20 protein-coding genes are annotated in these 18,451 nt (G+C 60.1%); 6 read left to right on the forward strand and 14 right to left on the reverse strand.

What is annotated here, in order from left to right; all coding sequences use genetic code 11:
• Positions 1-56: 56 nt before the first annotated feature.
• Positions 57-425 carry a hypothetical protein gene (locus tag EDC30_RS08315; RefSeq protein WP_243656695.1) on the reverse strand — a complete coding sequence of 123 codons (369 nt, stop codon included), beginning with the start codon at positions 423-425 and terminating at the stop codon, positions 57-59.
• Positions 426-810: 385 nt separating this feature from the next.
• Here EDC30_RS08315 and EDC30_RS08320 point away from each other — a divergent pair, with 385 nt between their 5' ends.
• Together EDC30_RS08320 and EDC30_RS08325 are read left to right on the forward strand one after the other, a co-directional pair.
• Positions 811-2,391, forward strand: a complete 1,581-nt coding sequence (locus EDC30_RS08320) for an AMP-binding protein (RefSeq protein ID WP_165973766.1) — start codon at positions 811-813, stop codon at positions 2,389-2,391.
• Positions 2,392-2,603: 212 nt separating this feature from the next.
• A complete protein-coding gene (locus tag EDC30_RS08325; RefSeq protein ID WP_165973767.1) occupies positions 2,604-4,094 on the forward strand; it encodes a methyl-accepting chemotaxis protein in 1,491 nt (496 codons plus the stop codon).
• A 47-nt stretch (positions 4,095-4,141) separates the two neighbouring features.
• Here the strand turns inward: EDC30_RS08325 and EDC30_RS08330 are convergent, their stop codons facing one another.
• From EDC30_RS08330 to EDC30_RS08340, 3 genes are all read right to left on the reverse strand, one after another.
• On the reverse strand, positions 4,142-4,966 hold the full coding sequence (locus EDC30_RS08330) for an alpha/beta fold hydrolase (protein ID WP_132258361.1): 825 nt from the start codon (positions 4,964-4,966) through the stop codon (positions 4,142-4,144).
• Between the two features lie 36 nt (positions 4,967-5,002).
• Positions 5,003-5,314, reverse strand: coding sequence for a DUF2288 domain-containing protein (locus EDC30_RS08335; protein WP_132258362.1), 312 nt, complete (start codon positions 5,312-5,314; stop codon positions 5,003-5,005).
• 98 nt (positions 5,315-5,412) lie between these two features.
• A complete protein-coding gene (locus EDC30_RS08340; RefSeq protein WP_132258363.1) occupies positions 5,413-5,763 on the reverse strand; it encodes a hypothetical protein in 351 nt (116 codons plus the stop codon).
• Between the two features lie 247 nt (positions 5,764-6,010).
• On the opposite strand from EDC30_RS08340, the gene EDC30_RS08345 reads away from it, so the two are divergent.
• Complete coding sequence (locus tag EDC30_RS08345; RefSeq protein WP_132258364.1) at positions 6,011-6,244, forward strand: hypothetical protein; 234 nt, start codon at positions 6,011-6,013, stop codon at positions 6,242-6,244.
• A gap of 58 nt (positions 6,245-6,302) precedes the next feature.
• On the opposite strand, the gene EDC30_RS08350 is transcribed toward EDC30_RS08345, so the two are convergent.
• Positions 6,303-6,932: a carbonic anhydrase gene (locus EDC30_RS08350; RefSeq protein ID WP_132258365.1), complete on the reverse strand. Its 630-nt coding sequence runs from the start codon at positions 6,930-6,932 to the stop codon at positions 6,303-6,305.
• Positions 6,933-7,174: 242 nt separating this feature from the next.
• On the opposite strand from EDC30_RS08350, the gene EDC30_RS08355 reads away from it, so the two are divergent.
• Genes EDC30_RS08355 through EDC30_RS08365 form a run of 3 tightly spaced genes read left to right on the forward strand, consistent with a single transcriptional unit; the run spans position 7,175 to position 10,280 of the window.
• Complete coding sequence (locus EDC30_RS08355; protein WP_243656696.1) at positions 7,175-8,242, forward strand: glycosyltransferase family 2 protein; 1,068 nt, start codon at positions 7,175-7,177, stop codon at positions 8,240-8,242.
• Positions 8,239-8,526 (forward strand): lipid-A-disaccharide synthase N-terminal domain-containing protein, encoded by a 288-nt coding sequence (locus EDC30_RS08360; protein WP_132258366.1) that lies wholly within the window; start codon positions 8,239-8,241, stop codon positions 8,524-8,526. Before EDC30_RS08355 ends, EDC30_RS08360 begins: the two co-directional genes overlap by 4 nt.
• Before the next feature lie 35 nt (positions 8,527-8,561).
• Positions 8,562-10,280, forward strand: coding sequence for an ArnT family glycosyltransferase (locus EDC30_RS08365; RefSeq protein ID WP_132258367.1), 1,719 nt, complete (start codon positions 8,562-8,564; stop codon positions 10,278-10,280).
• An 80-nt stretch (positions 10,281-10,360) separates the two neighbouring features.
• On the opposite strand, the gene bioB is transcribed toward EDC30_RS08365, so the two are convergent.
• From bioB to EDC30_RS08410, 9 genes are all read right to left on the reverse strand, one after another.
• On the reverse strand, positions 10,361-11,386 hold the full coding sequence (bioB, locus tag EDC30_RS08370) for a biotin synthase BioB (RefSeq protein ID WP_132258368.1): 1,026 nt from the start codon (positions 11,384-11,386) through the stop codon (positions 10,361-10,363).
• 86 nt (positions 11,387-11,472) lie between these two features.
• Complete coding sequence (gene bioD / locus EDC30_RS08375) at positions 11,473-12,189, reverse strand: dethiobiotin synthase (protein ID WP_132258369.1); 717 nt, start codon at positions 12,187-12,189, stop codon at positions 11,473-11,475.
• A gap of 1 nt (position 12,190) precedes the next feature.
• Complete coding sequence (gene bioF, locus EDC30_RS08380; protein WP_132258370.1) at positions 12,191-13,366, reverse strand: 8-amino-7-oxononanoate synthase; 1,176 nt, start codon at positions 13,364-13,366, stop codon at positions 12,191-12,193.
• A complete protein-coding gene (bioA, locus tag EDC30_RS08385) occupies positions 13,363-14,703 on the reverse strand; it encodes an adenosylmethionine--8-amino-7-oxononanoate transaminase (RefSeq protein ID WP_132258371.1) in 1,341 nt (446 codons plus the stop codon). The genes bioF and bioA overlap by 4 nt, the downstream gene beginning before the upstream one ends.
• 12 nt (positions 14,704-14,715) lie before the next feature.
• The gene (locus EDC30_RS08390; RefSeq protein ID WP_165973768.1) at positions 14,716-15,387 is read right to left on the reverse strand and encodes an enoyl-CoA hydratase-related protein; all 672 of its coding nucleotides are present in this window, start codon (positions 15,385-15,387) and stop codon (positions 14,716-14,718) included.
• A gap of 7 nt (positions 15,388-15,394) precedes the next feature.
• A complete protein-coding gene (locus tag EDC30_RS08395) occupies positions 15,395-15,793 on the reverse strand; it encodes a YchJ family protein (protein ID WP_132258373.1) in 399 nt (132 codons plus the stop codon).
• Between the two features lie 18 nt (positions 15,794-15,811).
• Entirely contained in the window at positions 15,812-16,417 is a 606-nt protein-coding gene (locus EDC30_RS08400) for a 2-hydroxychromene-2-carboxylate isomerase (RefSeq protein WP_132258374.1), read from the reverse strand.
• A 38-nt stretch (positions 16,418-16,455) separates the two neighbouring features.
• Positions 16,456-17,121 (reverse strand): SDR family oxidoreductase, encoded by a 666-nt coding sequence (locus EDC30_RS08405; RefSeq protein WP_132258375.1) that lies wholly within the window; start codon positions 17,119-17,121, stop codon positions 16,456-16,458.
• Positions 17,122-17,186: 65 nt separating this feature from the next.
• Positions 17,187-18,368, reverse strand: a complete 1,182-nt coding sequence (locus EDC30_RS08410; RefSeq protein WP_132258376.1) for an acetyl-CoA C-acetyltransferase — start codon at positions 18,366-18,368, stop codon at positions 17,187-17,189.
• Positions 18,369-18,451: the final 83 nt, after the last annotated feature.

Consider the following 18,451-nt stretch of genomic DNA (forward strand, 5'->3'; position numbering starts at 1 on the left):
AGATCGGTGCGACAGTAGGCAAAAGCACTGCTTCCTGCTGTCGCACGCTGCGCAGGCTAGCGCGTGTTTTGATAGGCCAGCGCGAGCTTGGCAAACTCGATCAGCAAGGCTTGGTTACCGCCATTGAAAGTCATGAAGGAATTGCCGGTGCGGACGACCAGGCGCGGTGGAAAAATCCCGCTGGCATAAGGAATGCCCAGCATTTTCACGCCCCTGACGTCAGACCAGGCCACCTGCTTGGTATAGAGCCAGGTTTGGCGGATGCCTTTATCATCGATGGTCGTGCGTGCCCGCAAAAACCAGTAATAACTCACGCCCAGCATGACTGCGGCTCCCAGCAACAGCAATTTGACCCCGATGCCGAATTGCAGGATCGGGAACCGAACCGCGACCGAAATGCCATAACCAGCCAGAGCAATCGACACGACCGTCGCTAAAATTTTGAACCAAGGGCTGTATGACGGCCCGGTTATTGCCTGTTCAGGCTGATACCAACGTAAAGTCATCCGTTTTAACTTGCATCAATGTTAACATTTTAATAAAAGGCAATATATCGCCGCTTAAGCCTAAGCTGCCAGACGTCATTATGCCGGGAAGTGTACCAAGTCACCGAAGATTGCCTGTCTGCTCGGATTAGCCAGCTGAAATTTTTTATATAGCATTTTTACGAGTGGACAATGCCTACCCAGCCATTTAGACTTTCCGCAATTATAAAAATTGCAAATGGTCACAGACCGCATTGCACAGGGACAACCAGGCTTGAAAGTATTGAAGATCACTTTCGAACAAGCCTTACTAAAGGAGAGATGCATGACCGACGCGCGTAATTACGATGCGTTGCCGATGGATTGGGTCGGCGATTATTCTGGCAAAAAAGCACTGCTGACGCCGAATATTGAAGCCATTTTCGACCCGCATACCGGTGCTCGTTATACCTACAAGCAAATCGATGAACGCGCCAATCGTGTGGCGACCTATCTGGTAGATAAGCTCGGTATCAGCAAAGGCGACCGCGTCGGCCTCATCTCGCGCAACCGCATGGAATGCATCGATCTCTTCTTTGCTTGCGGCAAGATCGGCGCTATTCTCAGTCCGCTTTCCTATCGCTTGCAAAAACCCGAACTGCGCGACCTGATGCAGCGTGAAACCTTGAAAACGCTGTTCATCGAAGATGTGTTTGCCACGCTGGTCGACGACAGCGTCCTCCCCGAGCAACGCCCGACGGTGATTCAGTTTGGCGATGGCGACAATGCCGCAGCCTATGATGCGATCCTGGCTACCGAGCCGCGGGACGTCAAGGTGCCGGTCGCCATGAATGATCCCTTCCTGTATATCCATACCGGCGGCACCACGGCCGTGCCGAAGGTTTGCATCATTTCTCATCGCCAAATGATGTGGAATGCCTTCGAAGCCTTGCTCATGTGTGCCGGCTCGGGACACAGCCGCGAGCTGGTGCTGTTCCCCCTGTTCCATGTCGGCGGCTGGAATGTCTTTTTCTGCCTCTTCATGCGCAATAGCCTGGCGATCCCGCTCAGGCAATTCGACGCCGGACAAATTCTCGACATGGTTGATCAAAAAGTCATCAACCGTCTCGGTGTCGTGGAAGCCATGCTGCAAATGCTGGTGGCACATCCAAAATTCGAAAAGACCGATTTCTCGGGCATCGAGCTGATCACGACTGCGGCGGCGCCGTGCTCTAACGAAACCCTGCAGCCATTCTGGGATCGCGGCATTTCTACCAACCAGGCTTATGGCTTGACGGAAGCAGGCCCATCCAATTTCGCCTTCCTGGCGCGCGAGCCGGGCCTGGAGCATGTGAAAGCCAATTCGCGCAAGGTCGGCACGCCCTTCTTCTGCTGCGATTACAAAATCGTCTCCGAAGAAGACCACAACACACCATTGCCTCCGGGCAAGATCGGCGTGCTGTGCCTGCGCAGCTACCATAACTTCGATGGCTATCTGAACGATCCGGAACGCACTGCCAAGATTCTCGACCAGGATGGCTGGATCTACAGCGGCGACCTGGCTGTCTGCGACGAGGAAGGCTTGGTCTCCATCGTTGGCCGCGCCGACAACATGTTCATCACGGGCGGCGAGAATGTCTCTCCGGAAGAGATCGAGAATGCACTACGCAGTCATCCGGCCGTGGCAGCGGCCATCTGCGCCGGCATTCCCGACAAAAAGTGGGGAGAAATCCCGGTTGCCATGGTAGTGCTCACTCCTGGCAAATATGCCACCGAGGCAGACTTGCGTACGCATTGCAAGGAATTGCTGGCTTCCTACAAAGTCCCCAAAACGGTGGCCATTGCCGACGCCATCCCCTTGACTCCGGTCGGCAAACTCGACCGTAAGGCTTTAAAAGCCTATTTCACTAATAAGCAAGCTGCCTAGCCACATATTGGCCGGCGCCGATGCGCAAGTGCGACATCGGCGCCAAAATCCAGAGCTTATTTACCTTTTCTAACCTTTTCTCGATTTCCTTCGGAAAACAAACCGGTACAATGATTCGGTAATCGAGGGAATGTTGGCAATAAAATAACAATCATATGCCGCTTTCCCAAGCGCATGGCTTTGTCATGCTCAATCTGGAGAGACCGAGGCAAATGAATTTGGCAAACGTGACAATTCGCACCCGGCTGCGCATCGGGTTCGGTATCCTGCTGGCTTTTTTGGTCGGCATGACCTTGCTGGCATTATCGACCGCTGCACCTGATGCCAGCCGCACAGTCATCATCGCGAGCGGTGCTGGCATGCTTGTGGTCGGCATGCTGTGCGCATGGTGGATCGGCCGCAGCATCAGCGGCCCGCTGCAGGAAGCCATCGCAGTCAGCAAGCGCATGGCGGCAGGCGACATCAGCGAACCGATCAGCGCACGCGGTCAGGGCGAATTGCTGGAACTGCAGCAAGCGCTGCAGGAAATCAGCGAGCGCATGTTCGAGATCGTCTCCAAGGTCCGTTCCGGCACCACCGCTGTGGCGACTTCCGCCGGATTCATCAATGGCGACAATACCGCCCTGTCCGGACGCACCGAAGCGCAGGCCAGCTCGCTGGAAGAGACGGCGTCGTCGATGGAAGAACTGACTTCGACCGTGCGCCAGAATGCCGACAATGCCCGCCAGGCCAACCAACTGGTGTCGCACGCTGCCGAATCCGCCGTCAAGGGCGGCCAAGTGGTCGATAACGTCGTGGCCACCATGGGGTCGATCAAGGAAAGCTCGCGCAAGATCGTCGACATCATTTCCGTCATCGATGGCATCGCTTTTCAAACCAATATTCTCGCCTTGAATGCAGCGGTGGAAGCAGCGCGCGCCGGCGAGCAGGGACGCGGCTTTGCCGTGGTGGCGGCGGAAGTGCGCACGCTGGCACAGCGCTCGGCTTCGGCGGCCAAGGAAATCAAGACGCTGATCGGCGACTCGGTCAGCAAGGTCGATGCCGGCAGCCATCAGGTTGACGAAGCTGGCGACGCCATGAAGGATATTGTCTCCAGCGTCAAGCGCGTGGAAGACATCATGAGCGAGATTGCCGCCGCCAGCGCCGAGCAGAGCAGCGGTATCGAGGAAATCAACAAGGCAGTCATGCAGATCGATGGCATGACGCAGCAAAATGCCAACCTGGTCGAGCAGGCAGCCAAGACCGTGGTCACCCTGCAGGATCAGGCGGTACGCCTCAGCGAGGCCGTCTCAGTTTTCAACCTGGGCGAACGGGAATTCGGCAATGCTGAAGATGCTCGGGCGCTGGTCGAGCGCGGCTGCGAAATCCTGCGCAACTATGGCAAGCAAGCCTTCTTTGATGAAGTCTGCGACCCGACCGGCCAGCTGATCGACCGTGATCTGTACTTGTCGGCCTGCGACAACACCGACAAAATCGTCATACATGGCGCTTTCCCGCGCCTGGTGGGCACAGACGGCAAGGTCATCAAAGACCCCGATGGCAAGTATTTCGTCATGGAGATGCTGCGAATCGGCCGCACTCAGGGCAATGGCTGGGTAGATTACAAGTTCATTGATCCGATGACCAAGAAAACCATGGACAAGACTGCTTACATTGGCACGGTCGGCGATATCGTCATGTCGTGCGGGTTCTACAAACGTTAAGCAGCAACGAACGTTTTTTCAGGGCGCCGTTGGCGCCCTTTTTATTTTCAGGCTTGCGCTACGCCTTGCTCGAGGAAGCGCTCCAGACAAGCGTTGAATTCCGCCTGCTTTTCCTGGAACAGCACATGGCCGGCTTCCTTGAAAAGCGCCAGTTCGGCATTGTCGCCAATACCTTTAACAAGCGTATGCGCATTCTTCACCGGCCAGACCACGTCGTCTTCACCATGCATGACCAATACCGGCACGTTGATTTTCGCCAGCCACTTGTAATACGGTCGGGTATCCTGCACCGCCTGTAATTGTGCCCGCGTTGCATGGTCGGGCTGGGCGCCGATCCTGGCGTAGAGTTGTATCGCTTCGTCAAACACTTCCGGATGCGCTTCCAGATAACGCGGATGGAAATACAGGCTGAACAGGGTTTGCAGGCGCTGCCGCGGCGTGGCGCCGGGGAAGGCCAGTTTCTGCAAGACGGCAAGCGAAGGAAAGGTGATGCGCGGATCGCCGCCGGAGACGCCGGTGGACACCAGTGCGAGTTGCGCGACCCGCTCGGGATAATGATGAATGAAGCATTGCACCAGCACGCCACCCATCGATACGCCGACCAGGCGCACCGGCTCGGTAATATCCAGGGCATCCAGCAAGCCGGCCAGGTCTGCCGCCATGTCATCCATGGTATAGGGACCGGGCGGCATGCTGCTGCGGCCGGAGCCGCGGTTATCCAGCGCAATGACGCGGTAACGATGCTTGAAGTGGGCGATCTGCGCCCGCCATGACTCGACCGTGCCGCCCAGACCAGGCACCATCACCAGCGGCGCGCCGCTGCCCTGCTCTTCGTAATAAAGATCGATTCCATTGACTCGTAATGTCGGCATAGGCTTTGTAGGCTGGCTAAGCTGAATTCATCCGGATTAATGCGCGCGCTGCTGCACCAGGATCCATGGCTTGACGACCACGGTCCACAGTTCAGCCTCGGCATCCAGCCAAGTTTGAGCCTGATCGTCGGAAACGCGGCCCAACTGACCGGCACTCATCCATTGCGCGACCGCTTCCTTGTTGTCATTGGCAATTTGCAGGGCAACCTCAACCAGGTCCAGGTCATCATGCACGGCAATGACCGTGCCGGAGGCAAAGAAGCGCTGCAGTTCTTTCCAGGCAAAGCGGGCGGTTTCGCCATTGAGCTTGGCGCGCAAGAGTTCATCCTGCGAGGGGGCATTCGTCATGGGTATGGGATTGATAACGGAATAAAGTGAGCATTCTAATCGCTGGATGCTGCGCTCGCCCAGGCGCGAAGCAAGCCGGGCTGCACGACGCAACCAATTCAGCGATTGATGAGCAGGATCAGGGAAGTGGCAATGGCAATCACCGACAGGATCATTGCGGTCATGCACATGCGCGTCATGCGCTTTGCCCGGCTTTCTGCCTCCAGCGCCGCATCTTCCAACGCCGTGACGGCACGCTGCAGCTGCTCGGCCAGTTCGCGGATGTTGGCATCATTTTGCGCGGCGACCGCCTGGAGTTCGGCGATCTGCTGCTGTACCGGCGCATCCACGGACAGGCCGACGGACCCGCCTTCCGCTTTGGGCTTGGTGAAAATCGGCCGGGCCGCCGAGATGATCGTGCCCACATGAGGCAGCACTGCTTTTAAGGCTGGAATAATCCAGGATGCCATGTTCTGCTCCTTGCGCGCGGCAGGTCTGAAAACAAGGGGAAAGCTCATGGTGCTGCGCGGACCATGTCCGTTTCGCGGCACCGTACGGCCATAGCCAGGTGAATACGCATTATCGGCCACAACGCCTGCCCGAGCCAGTCCCGGCCTATTGTCCAGGGTCAATTACATTTTTGCGATTGAAAAAACGCAGATGCGAGGTTCGATTCAATGGTCTAATAAGGCTCTATCATTTGAGGAAGGTACCGGCATGACTGCAAAGAATCACGATTCCGCTGACGACGATTCGATTTGGGTGGTGTATGAAGCGCCGCCTGATTTCCCGGATAAATATGTCGCCCGCCGCTTGCTGGGGAATCGTCCGACCGCCGATTTTGTCATCGGCGACACGCTCAACGACGTGCGCAGCAAGCTACCGGAGGGCTTGTTCAGGATCGAACGCAGCGACCGCGACGACCCGATGGTGCGGGAATCGTGGATATGAGCGGATTCAGCCTGATCTGACCCGCCGACGCCGGACGCCTTGGCGCCGGCTCGAAAGATTAAGCCTGGGACGGCACGCCGTCGAAGAAGTCGACTTCACCGGTTTCGAGCGAATACTCGGCGCCGACCACCAGCAAGCCATCGTTCTGGATCAATTGCTCGATGATTTCGGAGCCATGGCGCAGATGATTGGCCGAGGCGCGGATGTTGGCGCGCACGGCCTGGTGCACCAGCTCGTCATGCTGATGACGCAATTCCGTCTCCATCAATGGCGCCACCGACGGCCGCACGCGGTCGACGATCGCGCGCAAATTGCGCGACTGGTTTTCGGAAGGGCGCTGCAATTCTTCAATCGTGGATTTGATGGCGCCGCAATGGGAATGGCCAAGCACGACCACGAGCCTGGTATGGAACAGTTCCGCGGCAAATTCAACGCTGCCGATCTGCGACGGCGCGACGATATTGCCAGCCACGCGGATGACAAACAGGTCGCCCAGACCCTGATCGAAAATGATTTCAGCCGGGACGCGGGAATCGGAACAGCCGAGGATGATGGCAAACGGTTCCTGCCCGGCGGTCAACTGGCTGCGGCGCGTCTGGCTGGACAGGGTGGCCATGCTTTTCACATCCGAGACGAAACGGTGATTCCCCTCGCGCAAACGTTGTAGTGCTTCAATTGCTGAAATCATTGGAGTGTTACCCTTTCTTGTATGGTACGCGATGTTATCGCTGCGACGGGCTTTGCGGACGCGCATCGGCGTCGGGCACCTCGCCGCAAATAGCACGCTGGTAGTCGGTCGCAGCAGGTTACTTAAGTGGCTAACATTATAAAAGAAGCTCCGGTATGCCGTATGCGGATAGAAATATCCTGACTTGATGAATACGGCATCTACATTGAAGAATGCAGCGCCTATTTTTCTGCAATCAGCCTATGCCAAGCTTACTGACCATGCAGGCACCTTGCACGGAATCATCCGAGGAAAATGTGCACCATACCCTCTCGCTGGTGATACCGCTGTATAACGAAGAGGGGAATGTCCTGGCGCTGGTCGATGCCGTGCAGGCGGCACTGCAGGATTCGCCCTGGCCATGGCAGCTGATCCTGGTGGATGACGGCAGCCACGACGGCACCCGGCGGCGCTTGCAGGAAGTGACGGCGCGTTTTCCCGGCCAAATCTGTGCCGTGCTGTTACGCCGCAACTTTGGCCAGACGGCGGCAATGCAAGCCGGCATCGATATGGCAAGCGGCAGCATCATCGTCACCATGGATGGCGACTTGCAAAACAATCCCCAGGATATCCCGCGCATGGTAAAGCGCTTGCTGGACGAGGATCTCGACCTGCTGGCCGGCTGGCGCCAGAACCGCCAGGACCACGTGTGGCTACGCAAGGTGCCGTCGTGGATCGCCAATTGCCTGATTGCCCGTGTCACCGGCATCAGGTTGCATGACTATGGCTGCTCGCTCAAGGTATTCCGCGCGTCGGTGATCAAGGGCGTGCGCCTGTACGGCGAGATGCATCGCTTCATTCCCACCTGGCTGGCGACGCGGACCGCGGCGGAGCGTATCCGCGAAGAGCCGGTCAGCCACTTTCCGCGCCTGCACGGCAAGTCGAAATACGGCTTGTCGCGCACGATCCGGGTCGTGCTCGACCTGATCGCGATGTCATTCTTCATGCGCTTTCGCGCCAGGCCTGGGCACTTCTTCGGCTGGATCGGCCTGCTGTGCGGCCTGAGCGGCACGGCGGCGATGATTTATCTGGCATACCTTAAAATTGTCTGTGCAGAGCAGATCGGCAACCGGCCGCTCCTGGTATTGGGTGCGATACTGCTCCTGACGGGCGTGCAATTCATCTGCACCGGCATCGTGACCGAGATGCTGATGCGGACCTATTACGAGGCCTCGGACTCGCGCATCTACGTGATCCAGAAAATACTTGGCGGCCCTGCGGATGGCGCGCCAGCGAAGGCCGGACTGGCAGAGGAAAGGAATGTGCCATGAGCACGGAAAGCTGGTGGTTGCTGGTCGGCCTGCTTGGCCAGGGCTTGTTCATGATGCGCTTCGTGATCCAGTGGATTCACAGCGAGCGGCAGCGCAAGAGCGTGGTGCCGCTATCGTTCTGGTATTTCAGCATCCTGGGCGGGCTGACGCTGCTCGTTTACTCGATTTATCGCAAGGATCCCGTCTTTATCCTTGGCCAGGTGCTCGGTATCGGGATTTATTTGCGTAACCTTGCCTTGATCCGTTCCGCCAAAACATCCGGCGCCAATTCCGAAGCCACCTGATCCGCCATCCCGGGCTACAGGAGCATGCATCCTCGATGAATCCCACTGCCTCGCCCTCTTCTTTGCACGCCGGCGAGCCGTCGGCGGTGGCCTTCTCCGGTTCCCGGCGCTTGTGTCGCCTGCTGGCCTGGCTGCTGCTGGCTGCGTGTTGCGCCTTGTGGTGTTACGTGCTCGGCGCGCGGACGCTGATTCCCACCGACGAAAGCCGTTATGCCGAAATCGCGCGCGAGATGACGGCCAGCGGCGACTTTATTTCGCAACGCCTCAATGGCATCCAGTATTACGGCAAGCCGCCGCTGCAGGCATGGATGACTGCGCTCACCTTCCAGGCATTTGGCCTGGGCGAATGGCAGGCGCGCTTGTGGACCGGCCTGTGCGGCCTGTTCGGGATTGCCATGGTCACGTACACGGGCTGGCGCCTGTTCGGCAGGCGCGCGGGCCTGTTCAACGGCCTCGTGCTGGCGTCGAGTCTGTACTGGATCGCCGCCGGCCACATCAGTTCGCTCGACATGGGCTTGGCGGCCATGATGACCCTGGCGCTGTGCGCGCTGCTGCTGGCGCAACGCGATGATGCCAGTGATGGCGAGCGGCGCAACTACATGCTGCTGTGCTGGGCCGGGCTGGGGCTGGCGATGATGTCGAAGGGCTTGATTGGCGTAGTGCTGCCGGGTGCGGTGCTGGTAGTGTACGCGCTCCTGACGCGTGACTTCGCCATCTGGAAGAGGCTGCATGTCATTGCGGGGCTGCCGGTATTTTTTGCCATCACCCTGCAATGGTTCGTGGCGATGTCGGTGCGCAATCCTGAATTCCTCCATTTCTTTTTCATCCGCGAGCATTTCCAGCGCTTTTCCAGCAATGTGCATTTGCGGCAAGCACCCTGGCATTATTACCTGCCCTATCTGTTGGGCGGTGTGCTGCCATGGCTGGGGGTATGCCTGCAAAGCCTGCGGGCGGGATGGGGCAAAGCAGCCGGCAGGTTCCAGCCAGATAAGTTGCTGCTGGTATGGGCGGTTTTTATTTTCTGCTTTTTCAGCATCGCAAAGGGCAAGCTTCCCTCGTATATCCTGCCGGTTTTCCCGGCAATCGCGATGCTGATAGGCCATTACCTCGACAAGGCGCCGCGCCGCGATTTCATCATCGCTGCGGCGTTGACTGTCGTCGTGGGCGTTGTCATGCTAGGCATGGCCTGGCATTTCCCCAGGCGGCGCGATCCGGCCGAAGTCGCGCTGTATCACGCTTACGTGCCCTGGATCGTCGTTGCGGGTATGTCGATGCTGACCGGCGGGATACTGGCGATTCGCTTGTCGGCGAAGATGCGCACGGCGGCGGTTGTGAGCATCGCGCTGGCAGGCTTCGTCAGCGGACACGCGCTGCTGCTCGGGCATGAACCGTTTGGCCGCAACAAGGCCGGACTGGAGCACCTTGATGAGATCAGCGCGGAAATCGGCCCGGATACCGCGATCTATTCCGTCGGCGCCTATGAATATTCCCTGCCCTTTTACCTGCGCCGCACCATGACCATGGTTGAGCATGCGGAAGATGGCATGGTGCTGGGCTTGCAGAAGGAACCGCAGTTGTGGATTCCGCAGCGTGAAGATTTTGTGCGTGAGTGGATGAAGAAGCGCTCAGCCGGGAACAAGGCCATCGCTGTCATGCGCCCGGACATTCATGCGCAATTGCAGAAGGATGGCGTGCCAATGCGGGTGATCGCCAGGGATGCGCGCCGCATCGTCGTTGCCAACGATGCGCGCTGAGTGAAAAATCACCTCAGGTTTTTGCAGGCTGACCGATGCGCTGATTCGTGCACATCGGTCAGGTATTGCTTAGTTCTCGCTTAATTATCGATTTCGCAGCGCGCATCGACAGCGGTGCCGCGCGCCTTCATGCCGAGCTTGTCGAGCAAGGCGCGGTCTTCATCGATATCCGGGTTACCGGTGGTGAGCAGCTTTTCGCCATAGAAGATCGAATTGGCGCCGGCAACGAAGCACAGGGCTTGCACCGCTTCGCCCATCTGGCGGCGACCTGCCGACAAGCGCACGCGCGCCTTCGGCATGGTGATGCGCGCCACGGCAATGGTGCGTACGAATTCGAGCGGGTCGAGCGGCTCGGTGCCATGCAACGGCGTGCCTTCCACCTGCACCAGGTTATTCACGGGCACCGATTCCGGGTACGGTTCCATGTTGGCCAGTTGCGCAATCAAGCCGGCGCGCTGGCGGCGCGATTCGCCCATGCCGACGATGCCGCCGCTGCATACCTTGATGCCGGCGCCGCGCACGCGTTCCAGGGTATCCAGCCGGTCCTGGTAGTCGCGGGTGGAAATGATATTGCCGTAGAATTCCGGCGCGGTATCGAGATTATGGTTGTAGTAATCCAGGCCGGCATTACGCAGGCGATCGACCTGGTTTTCATTCAGCATGCCCAAGGTGCAGCAGGTTTCCAGACCGAGGGCCTTCACTTCGCGCACCATCTCTTCGACCTTTTCCATGTCGCGGTCTTTCGGCTCGCGCCATGCCGCGCCCATGCAGAAACGGTTGGCGCCATGCGCCTTGGCTTCGCGGGCTGCTTCCAGCACGGTTTCCAGGGGCAGGATTTTTTGCGCTTCCACGCCGGTATCGTAGCGCGCCGCCTGCGGGCAATAGCCGCAGTCTTCGGAGCAGCCGCCGGTCTTGATCGACAAAAGCGTGGCCAGTTCCACTTCGGTCGGGTTGAAGTGTTCGCGATGCACTTGCTGCGCGCGATAGAGCAGCTCGGTAAACGGCAAGTCGAACAGCGCGACGATTTCATCCACCGGCCACTTCTCGGCCACGACAGGCTCCACGGGCGCGGGAGCAGGATGGAACACCAGAGTTTGCGACGACATAAACAAGCATCCTTTTCAGGCAGCGGCTGTAGCCTAGGCAATGCAGGCTACAGCCCCGGGTTAAATAAATACTTTCACAATCACGGTCAGGCAGAGCGCGGCGCGCGCTGCACCGGCCAGCCGGGCAATACCGAGAAATCCAAATGACTCGCAGCAGCCGCCGGCAACGCCGACGGCAGGCGTGGAATGCAGCCCAACAGCGGCGCCTCCAGGCGCGCACTCAGCGATTCGACATTGGCGATGCCATGCTGCATCCCCAGGTCCACCACGTTGCCGATCCAGCCCACCAGCTTCAAGCCGCGTGCCGCGATGGCTTCGGCAGTCAGCAAGGCATGGTTGATGCAGCCCAGGCGCAGCCCGACGACCATAATCACCGGCAATCCAAGCTGTTGCGCCAGATCGGCAGTATCGTAATTATCGGTCAGGGGCACGCGGAAACCGCCGACGCCTTCGACAACCACGGCATCCGCCATGCCGGCTACGCGATCATAGCAGGCCAAGATGCGCTGCGGGTCGATTTCGACGTTTTCCAGGGCGGCGGCGATATGCGGCGAAGCCGGCTCGCGCAGCAAATAGGGAGTCGCCAGTTCTGGCGGCAAGGACACCGAGGCAGCGGCGGCAATGGCATCGGCATCGGTGTTATGCCAGGCGCCATCCCGCTGCACGGCGCCGGCGGCGACCGGCTTCATGCCGGCGGCACGGATGCCATTTTCCGCCAGCACGTGCAGCATGGTGGCGGAAACCAGGGTCTTGCCGATATCGGTATCGGTACCGGTGACGAAGTATGCGCAGGATGCAGTCATGTCATGTCTCCAGGTTGTTAAGGGCTTGGGCCAGTTGATCCACTTGTTCTGCAGTGTGCGAAGCCGACACCGTCACGCGCAATCGCGCGGTGTTCGCCGGCACGGTGGGCGGACGGATCGCCGGCACCCACAAGCCTTGCTCATGCAATGCGGCGGCGACATCCAAGGCTTCCTGATTCGGGCCGATCACCACCGGCTGGATCGCCGTAATCGATGGCAGCCGTTGCCAGCGTTTGAGTTTAAGCGTCGCATCGAACCGGCCGATCAAGGCTTGCAGGTGAGCGCGGCGTGCCAGGCCTTCCGGGCCGGCGATGATATCCACGCTGGTCAGCAAGGCATGCGCCAGCGCCGGCGCGGCGGCCGTGGTGTAGATGTAGGGCCGGGCACGCTGCACCAGCCATTCGACTACCGTCTCATGCGCCGCCACGAAGGCGCCGCCGACGCCGGCAGCCTTGCCCAGCGTGCCCATGTAGACCAGGTTGGGAGAACGCAGCTTGAAATGTTCCAGGGCGCCGCGACCGTGCTCGCCCAGCACGCCGAAACCATGGGCGTCATCAACCACGAGCCAGGCGTCATGGCGCTCGCAAAGCGCCAGCAATTGCGGCAGCGGGGCGATATCGCCATCCATGCTGAAGACGCTATCGGTCACCACCAGCTTGGTCTTGGCACCGCTTGCGGCAAGCAGGTTTTCCAGCGCCGCCACATCGCCGTGCGGATACACCTGCACCTGCGCGCGCGCCAGACGGCAGCCATCGATCAGCGAGGCATGATTCAAGCCCTCGGAAAAGATTACGGCATCGGCGCCGCCAAGCGCTGACAGCAGCGCCAGATTCGCCATGTAACCGGTGCAGAAATACACCGCGCGCGGCCGTTCCAGATGCAGCGCCATGAAGTGCGCCAGCTTGTCTTCCAGTTGCGCATGGGCGCGGCTGTGGCCGCTGACCAGGTGCGAGGCGCCACTGCCGGCGCCGTACAGGCGGGCACCTTCGCGCAGCGCTTCGACCACTTCCGGATGCGCCGCCAGGCCCAGGTAATCGTTGCTGCAAAATGCCAGCATGTCGCGGCCATCGACGGCGACGCGCGGCGCGCAGGCGGTGTCGGCGGTGCGGCGGCGGCGCTGCAGGCTTTGCTCGCGCAATTGCTGCAAGCCCAGCTCCAAGTCGTCCAGCAGCTTCATGGCGCGATCACCTTGTCAAAGACGGTGCGCGTGCGCTCGGCGAGCAACTGCAGTTCCTCGTCATCGAGGATATATGGCGGCATGAGATAGACGGTCGTGCCGATCGGGCGCAGCAGCAATTCATGTTCGAGCGCAGTCGTGAAGTAGCGGCGCGAGAATGTCCCGGCATGCTCGGGATTCTGGATCGCGGCATCGAACGCCCAGATCATGCCGCGTTGGCGGAAGTGGCGTACCTGCGGGTGTGCTGCCAACGGCGCCAGCGCCTCGGACAGGCGCGCCGCCTTGGCGCGGTTGCGCTTCAGTACATCGCCTTCCTCGAAAATTTCCAGCGTCGCCAGCGCCGCACGGCAAGCCAGCGGGTTGCCGGTAAACGAGTGCGAATGCAAAAAGCCGCGCGTGACATCGCGGTCGTAAAAGGCCTGGTACACCGTGTCGGTCGTCATCACCAGCGACAGCGGCAGATAACCGCCGCTGATGCCCTTGGAGAGGGTGAGAAAATCCGGCCAGATGCCGGCTTGTTCGCAGGCGAAATACGTGCCGGTACGGCCATTGCCGACGGCAATCTCGTCGGCAATCAGGTGCACGCCATAGCGATCGCACAGTGCTCGTACCTGTTTCAGGTAAGCCGGATCATGCATGGCCATGCCGGTGGCGCATTGCACCAGCGGCTCGACGATCACGGCAGCGATGTATTGCGAGCGTTCCTGCAGCAAGCGCTCCAGTTCGCCGGCGGCGCGCAGCGCGACATCCGCCGCCGTTTCGCCTTCCTGCGCCAGGCGCGCATCGGGGCTGGCAACGACATGCACATTCCGCAGCAGGCTGCCGTAGGCTTCGCGAAATAGCGGCACATCCGTCACCGCCAGGGCGCCGAGCGTCTCGCCGTGATAACTGTTTTTCAAGCACACGAATTCGCGCTTGTCCGACTGCCCGGCATTGCGCCAGGCATGCGCGCTCATCTTCAAGGCGATCTCGACTGCGGATGCGCCGTCGGAAGCGTAAAAGCAATGTCCCAGCGCCTGACCGGTCAACTCGGCCAACTTTTCCGACAGGCGGATCACCGGCTCGTGAGTGAAGCCCGCCAGCATGGCGTGTTCGAGCTTGTCGAGCTGATCCTTCAGGGCGGCATTGATGCGCGGATTGGCATGGCCGAAAAGATTCACCCACCACGAGCTGATGGCATCCATGTAACGCCGGCCATCGGCATCGTACAGCCAGGCGCCCTGGCCGCGTTCCACGGGGATGAGCGGCACGGTTTCATGGTGTTGCATTTGCGTGCAGGGATGCCAGACGCTTTTCAAGCTCCGCGCCATCCATTCCGCTTGCTGATTCTGTTTCAAAATTTGACTCCGTCAAACTGCCTGATCCGGCTGGCGCGATGCCAACTGGCGTAATAACTGCCGGCGCCGGGCCAGCGCTTGCGGCTCTGTTCGCAACAGCGCGCCGACCATGATTTGCAGGCGTTCGTCCAGCGCATCCGCCGCCACCACCTCATGCACGAGGCCGAGTTGCCTGGCGTCGAAGGCGGAAAAGCGCTCGCCGGTTAAAAAATAACGCTGCACCGCGCGCGCCGGCATCGTTCGGGCCAGCCAGGAAAGCATGGCCTCCGCAGGCTCGCTTGCGTCATGCATGCTGAAGCTGGCCTGGCCTGCCGCCAGCACGATATCGCAGGCGGCAACAAGCGCCATTCCCACGCCATGGCAATCGCCCTGCACACTCGCCACGACCGGCACACGGCAGGCATGAATGGTATCGAGCAATGCCGCTATCGCCGCCGCCTCCGGCCGGCCGGGATTGGTAACATGCCCAGGATTTTCATCCGACGCGACGCCGGCACAAAATACCGGTCCACGCGCGGCCAGCACGATGGCACGCAACGATGGCGCGATATTGAGTTCGCCGAACACGGCGGACAATTCATCGAGCATCGTGGCATCGATGGCATTGCCATGTCCCGGACGATTCAGCCATACCGTCGCCAGGCTGCCGCCACCATGCTCGATGTCCACTGTGCGATATGCCATGCCAGCCTCAGGCGTCGTTGGGAAAACTGCCATCGACGTAATACCAGCGGCCATCCTCGCGGAGGAAGCGGCTGATCTCGTGCATGCGGTGCGCCCGTCCGCCCACCTTGTAGCGGGCGACGAATTCCACCGTCGCCTCGTCGCCTGATGGAACATGGCGGCGCACGTCCAATCCCAGCCATTTCATGCCAGGCTCGTTCGATACCAGCACGCCGTCCGGCAGCGTGCGCGGGTACCAGGTGGCGCGCACGTATGCTTCATTGCCCAAGGTGTAAGCGGTATAGCGCGAGCGCATCAATTGCTCGGCGGTCTGCGCGATTTGTCCCTGGTCGAGAAAGCGCCCGCAGCATGTCGCATACTCGCCGCCACCGCAGGGACACTTGCCGGATTCACTGGTGCGCGCCATGGCTTCGTTCAGCCTTCCTCAAATCTTCCCGTCTTTTAACAAGGCTTCGAGTTGCGCGAAACGGTCGAAGCCCCAGAAGGATTCATGGTCGACGATGATGAAGGGCGAGCCGAACACGCCACGCTTCATTGCCGCGTCAACTTGTTCCTTGAACTCGTCCTTGATGGCCGGGTCATTGCTGCCCTCGATCATTCTGGCTGCATCGATACCAAGGTCGAAGGCAATCTGCGCGAGGACTTCCGGGCGATCGATGCGCAAGCCATCGACAAAGTAAGCATGGTAGACCGCCTTGGCAAACGCCACCGCTTTCTCTTCGCCATCATGCTGGCGAATCCACAGCATGGCGCGCGCCGCCGCCTGCGTCGACAGGGGAAATTCCGCCGGCTTGCGGTAATGGATGCCATAGAATCGCGCGGTCCGCTCGAAGTCGTGCAGCGAATATTCGCCCTTGAGCGGCACGGTCGGCAAAGGCGCGGCGCCCGTGGTTTTGAAAATCGCACCCAGCAATACCGGATGCCACTTGACCGTGCGCCCGTATTTCGCCGCCAACTCGTCGATGCAGGTGGAAGCGAAATAGCCATAAGGCGAGGAAAAATCGAAATAGAAATCGATCGGTTTGCTCATGTTGTGGGATTCTTCTTGTATGAAATGAGACCGCTTGCCTACCAGGGCAGCGGCGTGCCATCAAAATTGCGGAAGCTGCCGCTTTCCTCCGGCTTGAGCTTGGCAATCACGTTAAGCATGCCCGCCACGCTTTTCTCGGGCGAGATCAAGGCATTCGGCCCGCCCATATCGGTTTGCACCCATCCCGGATGCAGCACCGCGAAAGTCGCATGGCGGTATTGGCAGGACGCCGCCTTGACCGCCATGTTGAGCGCTGCCTTGGAAACGCGGTACACCCAGCCCTGGCTTGACGATGCATCGTCGATGCTACCCATGCGGCTGGACAGGAACACACACTTGCCGCCCGCTTTGACCATCGGCACGACGGTCGGAATCAATTGCATGGCACCCAACACATTGGCATGCATGACCTGGTCGAAGGCTGCTTGCGTCGGCGCGGAATCGGCGCCCTGGTCCGGCCCGTAAACACCGGCCACGAACAGCGCCAGGTCCAGTTGTTCGCCATCGAGTTGCCAGCCCAATGTGGCAATCGACTCGGTCTTGGTGACGTCGAGCTTCAGGGTCTTTGCCCCGTCGCTCTGCAATTGCGCCAGGCTTGCATCGTCGCGCGCGGTGGCCCAGACGCTCCAGCCGCCTTGCAGCAATTGCCGGGTAAATTCCCGGCCGATGCCGCGCGACGCGCCAATCACTAATGCAGTAGGCATATCGTCTCCTTTCGCCAGACCTCCCCTTCCCGATCAAGAGAAAGGGAGGCCCGAATCAATGGCAATTACAGCATTTCGATCGCCATGGCGGTGCCTTCACCGCCGCCGATGCACAGCGAAGCGACGCCGCGCTTGCCGCCGGTGCGCTGCAAGGCGCCGATCAGGGATACGATGATGCGCGCGCCGGAAGCGCCGATCGGGTGACCGAGGGCGCAGGCGCCGCCATGGATATTGACCTTCTCGTGCGGGATGTTGTGCTCCTTCATCGCAGCCATCGGCACGGCGGCAAAGGCTTCGTTGATCTCGAACAGGTCGACTTCCGCGGTGCTCCAGCCCACCTTGCTGTAGAGCTTGGCGATGGCGCCCACCGGCGCGGTGGTGAACCATTCCGGCGCTTGCGAATGACGGGCATGGCCGAGGATGCGGGCGATCGGCTTCAAGCCGAGCTTTTGCGCAGTCGACTGGCGCATCAGCACGAGCGCGGCGGCGCCGTCGTTGATCGACGACGACGACGCGGCAGTGATGGTGCCATCCTTCTTGAAGGCCGGCTTCAAGGTCGGGATCTTGTCGAGCTTGGCTTTCAGCGGGCCTTCATCCTTGTCGATGACGGTCTCGCCGCCGCGTCCCTTGACGGTCACCGGGGCGATTTCGTTATTGAACCAGCCGTTGGCGGTGGCGGCCTGGGCGCGCTTGACCGACTCGATCGCGAAGGCATCCTGGTCTTCGCGGGTGAAGCCATACTTGGCGGCGCATTCCTCGCCGAAGGTGCCCATCGAGCGGCCGGCTTCGTACGCATCTTCCAGGCCGTCGAGCATCATGTGGTCGTAAATCGTGCCATGGCCGATGCGGAAGCCGCCGCGTGCCTTTGTGACCAGGTACGGTGCATTGGTCATGGATTCCATGCCGCCGGTGACGACGATCTCGTTGGTGCCGGCGAGGATGGAATCGTGGCCGTACATGGTGGCTTGCATGGCCGCGCCGCACATTTTCGACAGCGTGACGGCGCCGGTGGAAACCGGCAAACCAGCCTTGATCATGGCCTGGCGTGCCGGCGCCTGGCCCTGGCCGGCCATCAGGCAATTGCCCATGATGACGTCCTGCACCTGCTCCGGCGCGAGGCCGGCGCGCTCGACGGCGGCGCGAATGGCGACGGCACCGAGTTCATTGGCCGACAGCGAAGAAAAATCACCCTGGAAGGCGCCCATGGGAGTACGGGCAGCGCCGACGATAACGACTGGATCTTGCATATTGGTCTCTCCAATTGATAGTAATAAAAACCGCTCAGCATCCGGCCGGACGCACGACAGCGTGCCGGCATTCCCCTCAAAAA

It is taken from the genome of Paucimonas lemoignei (assembly GCF_004342585.1).
In the GTDB taxonomy this organism is placed as follows: domain Bacteria; phylum Pseudomonadota; class Gammaproteobacteria; order Burkholderiales; family Burkholderiaceae_D; genus Paucimonas; species Paucimonas lemoignei.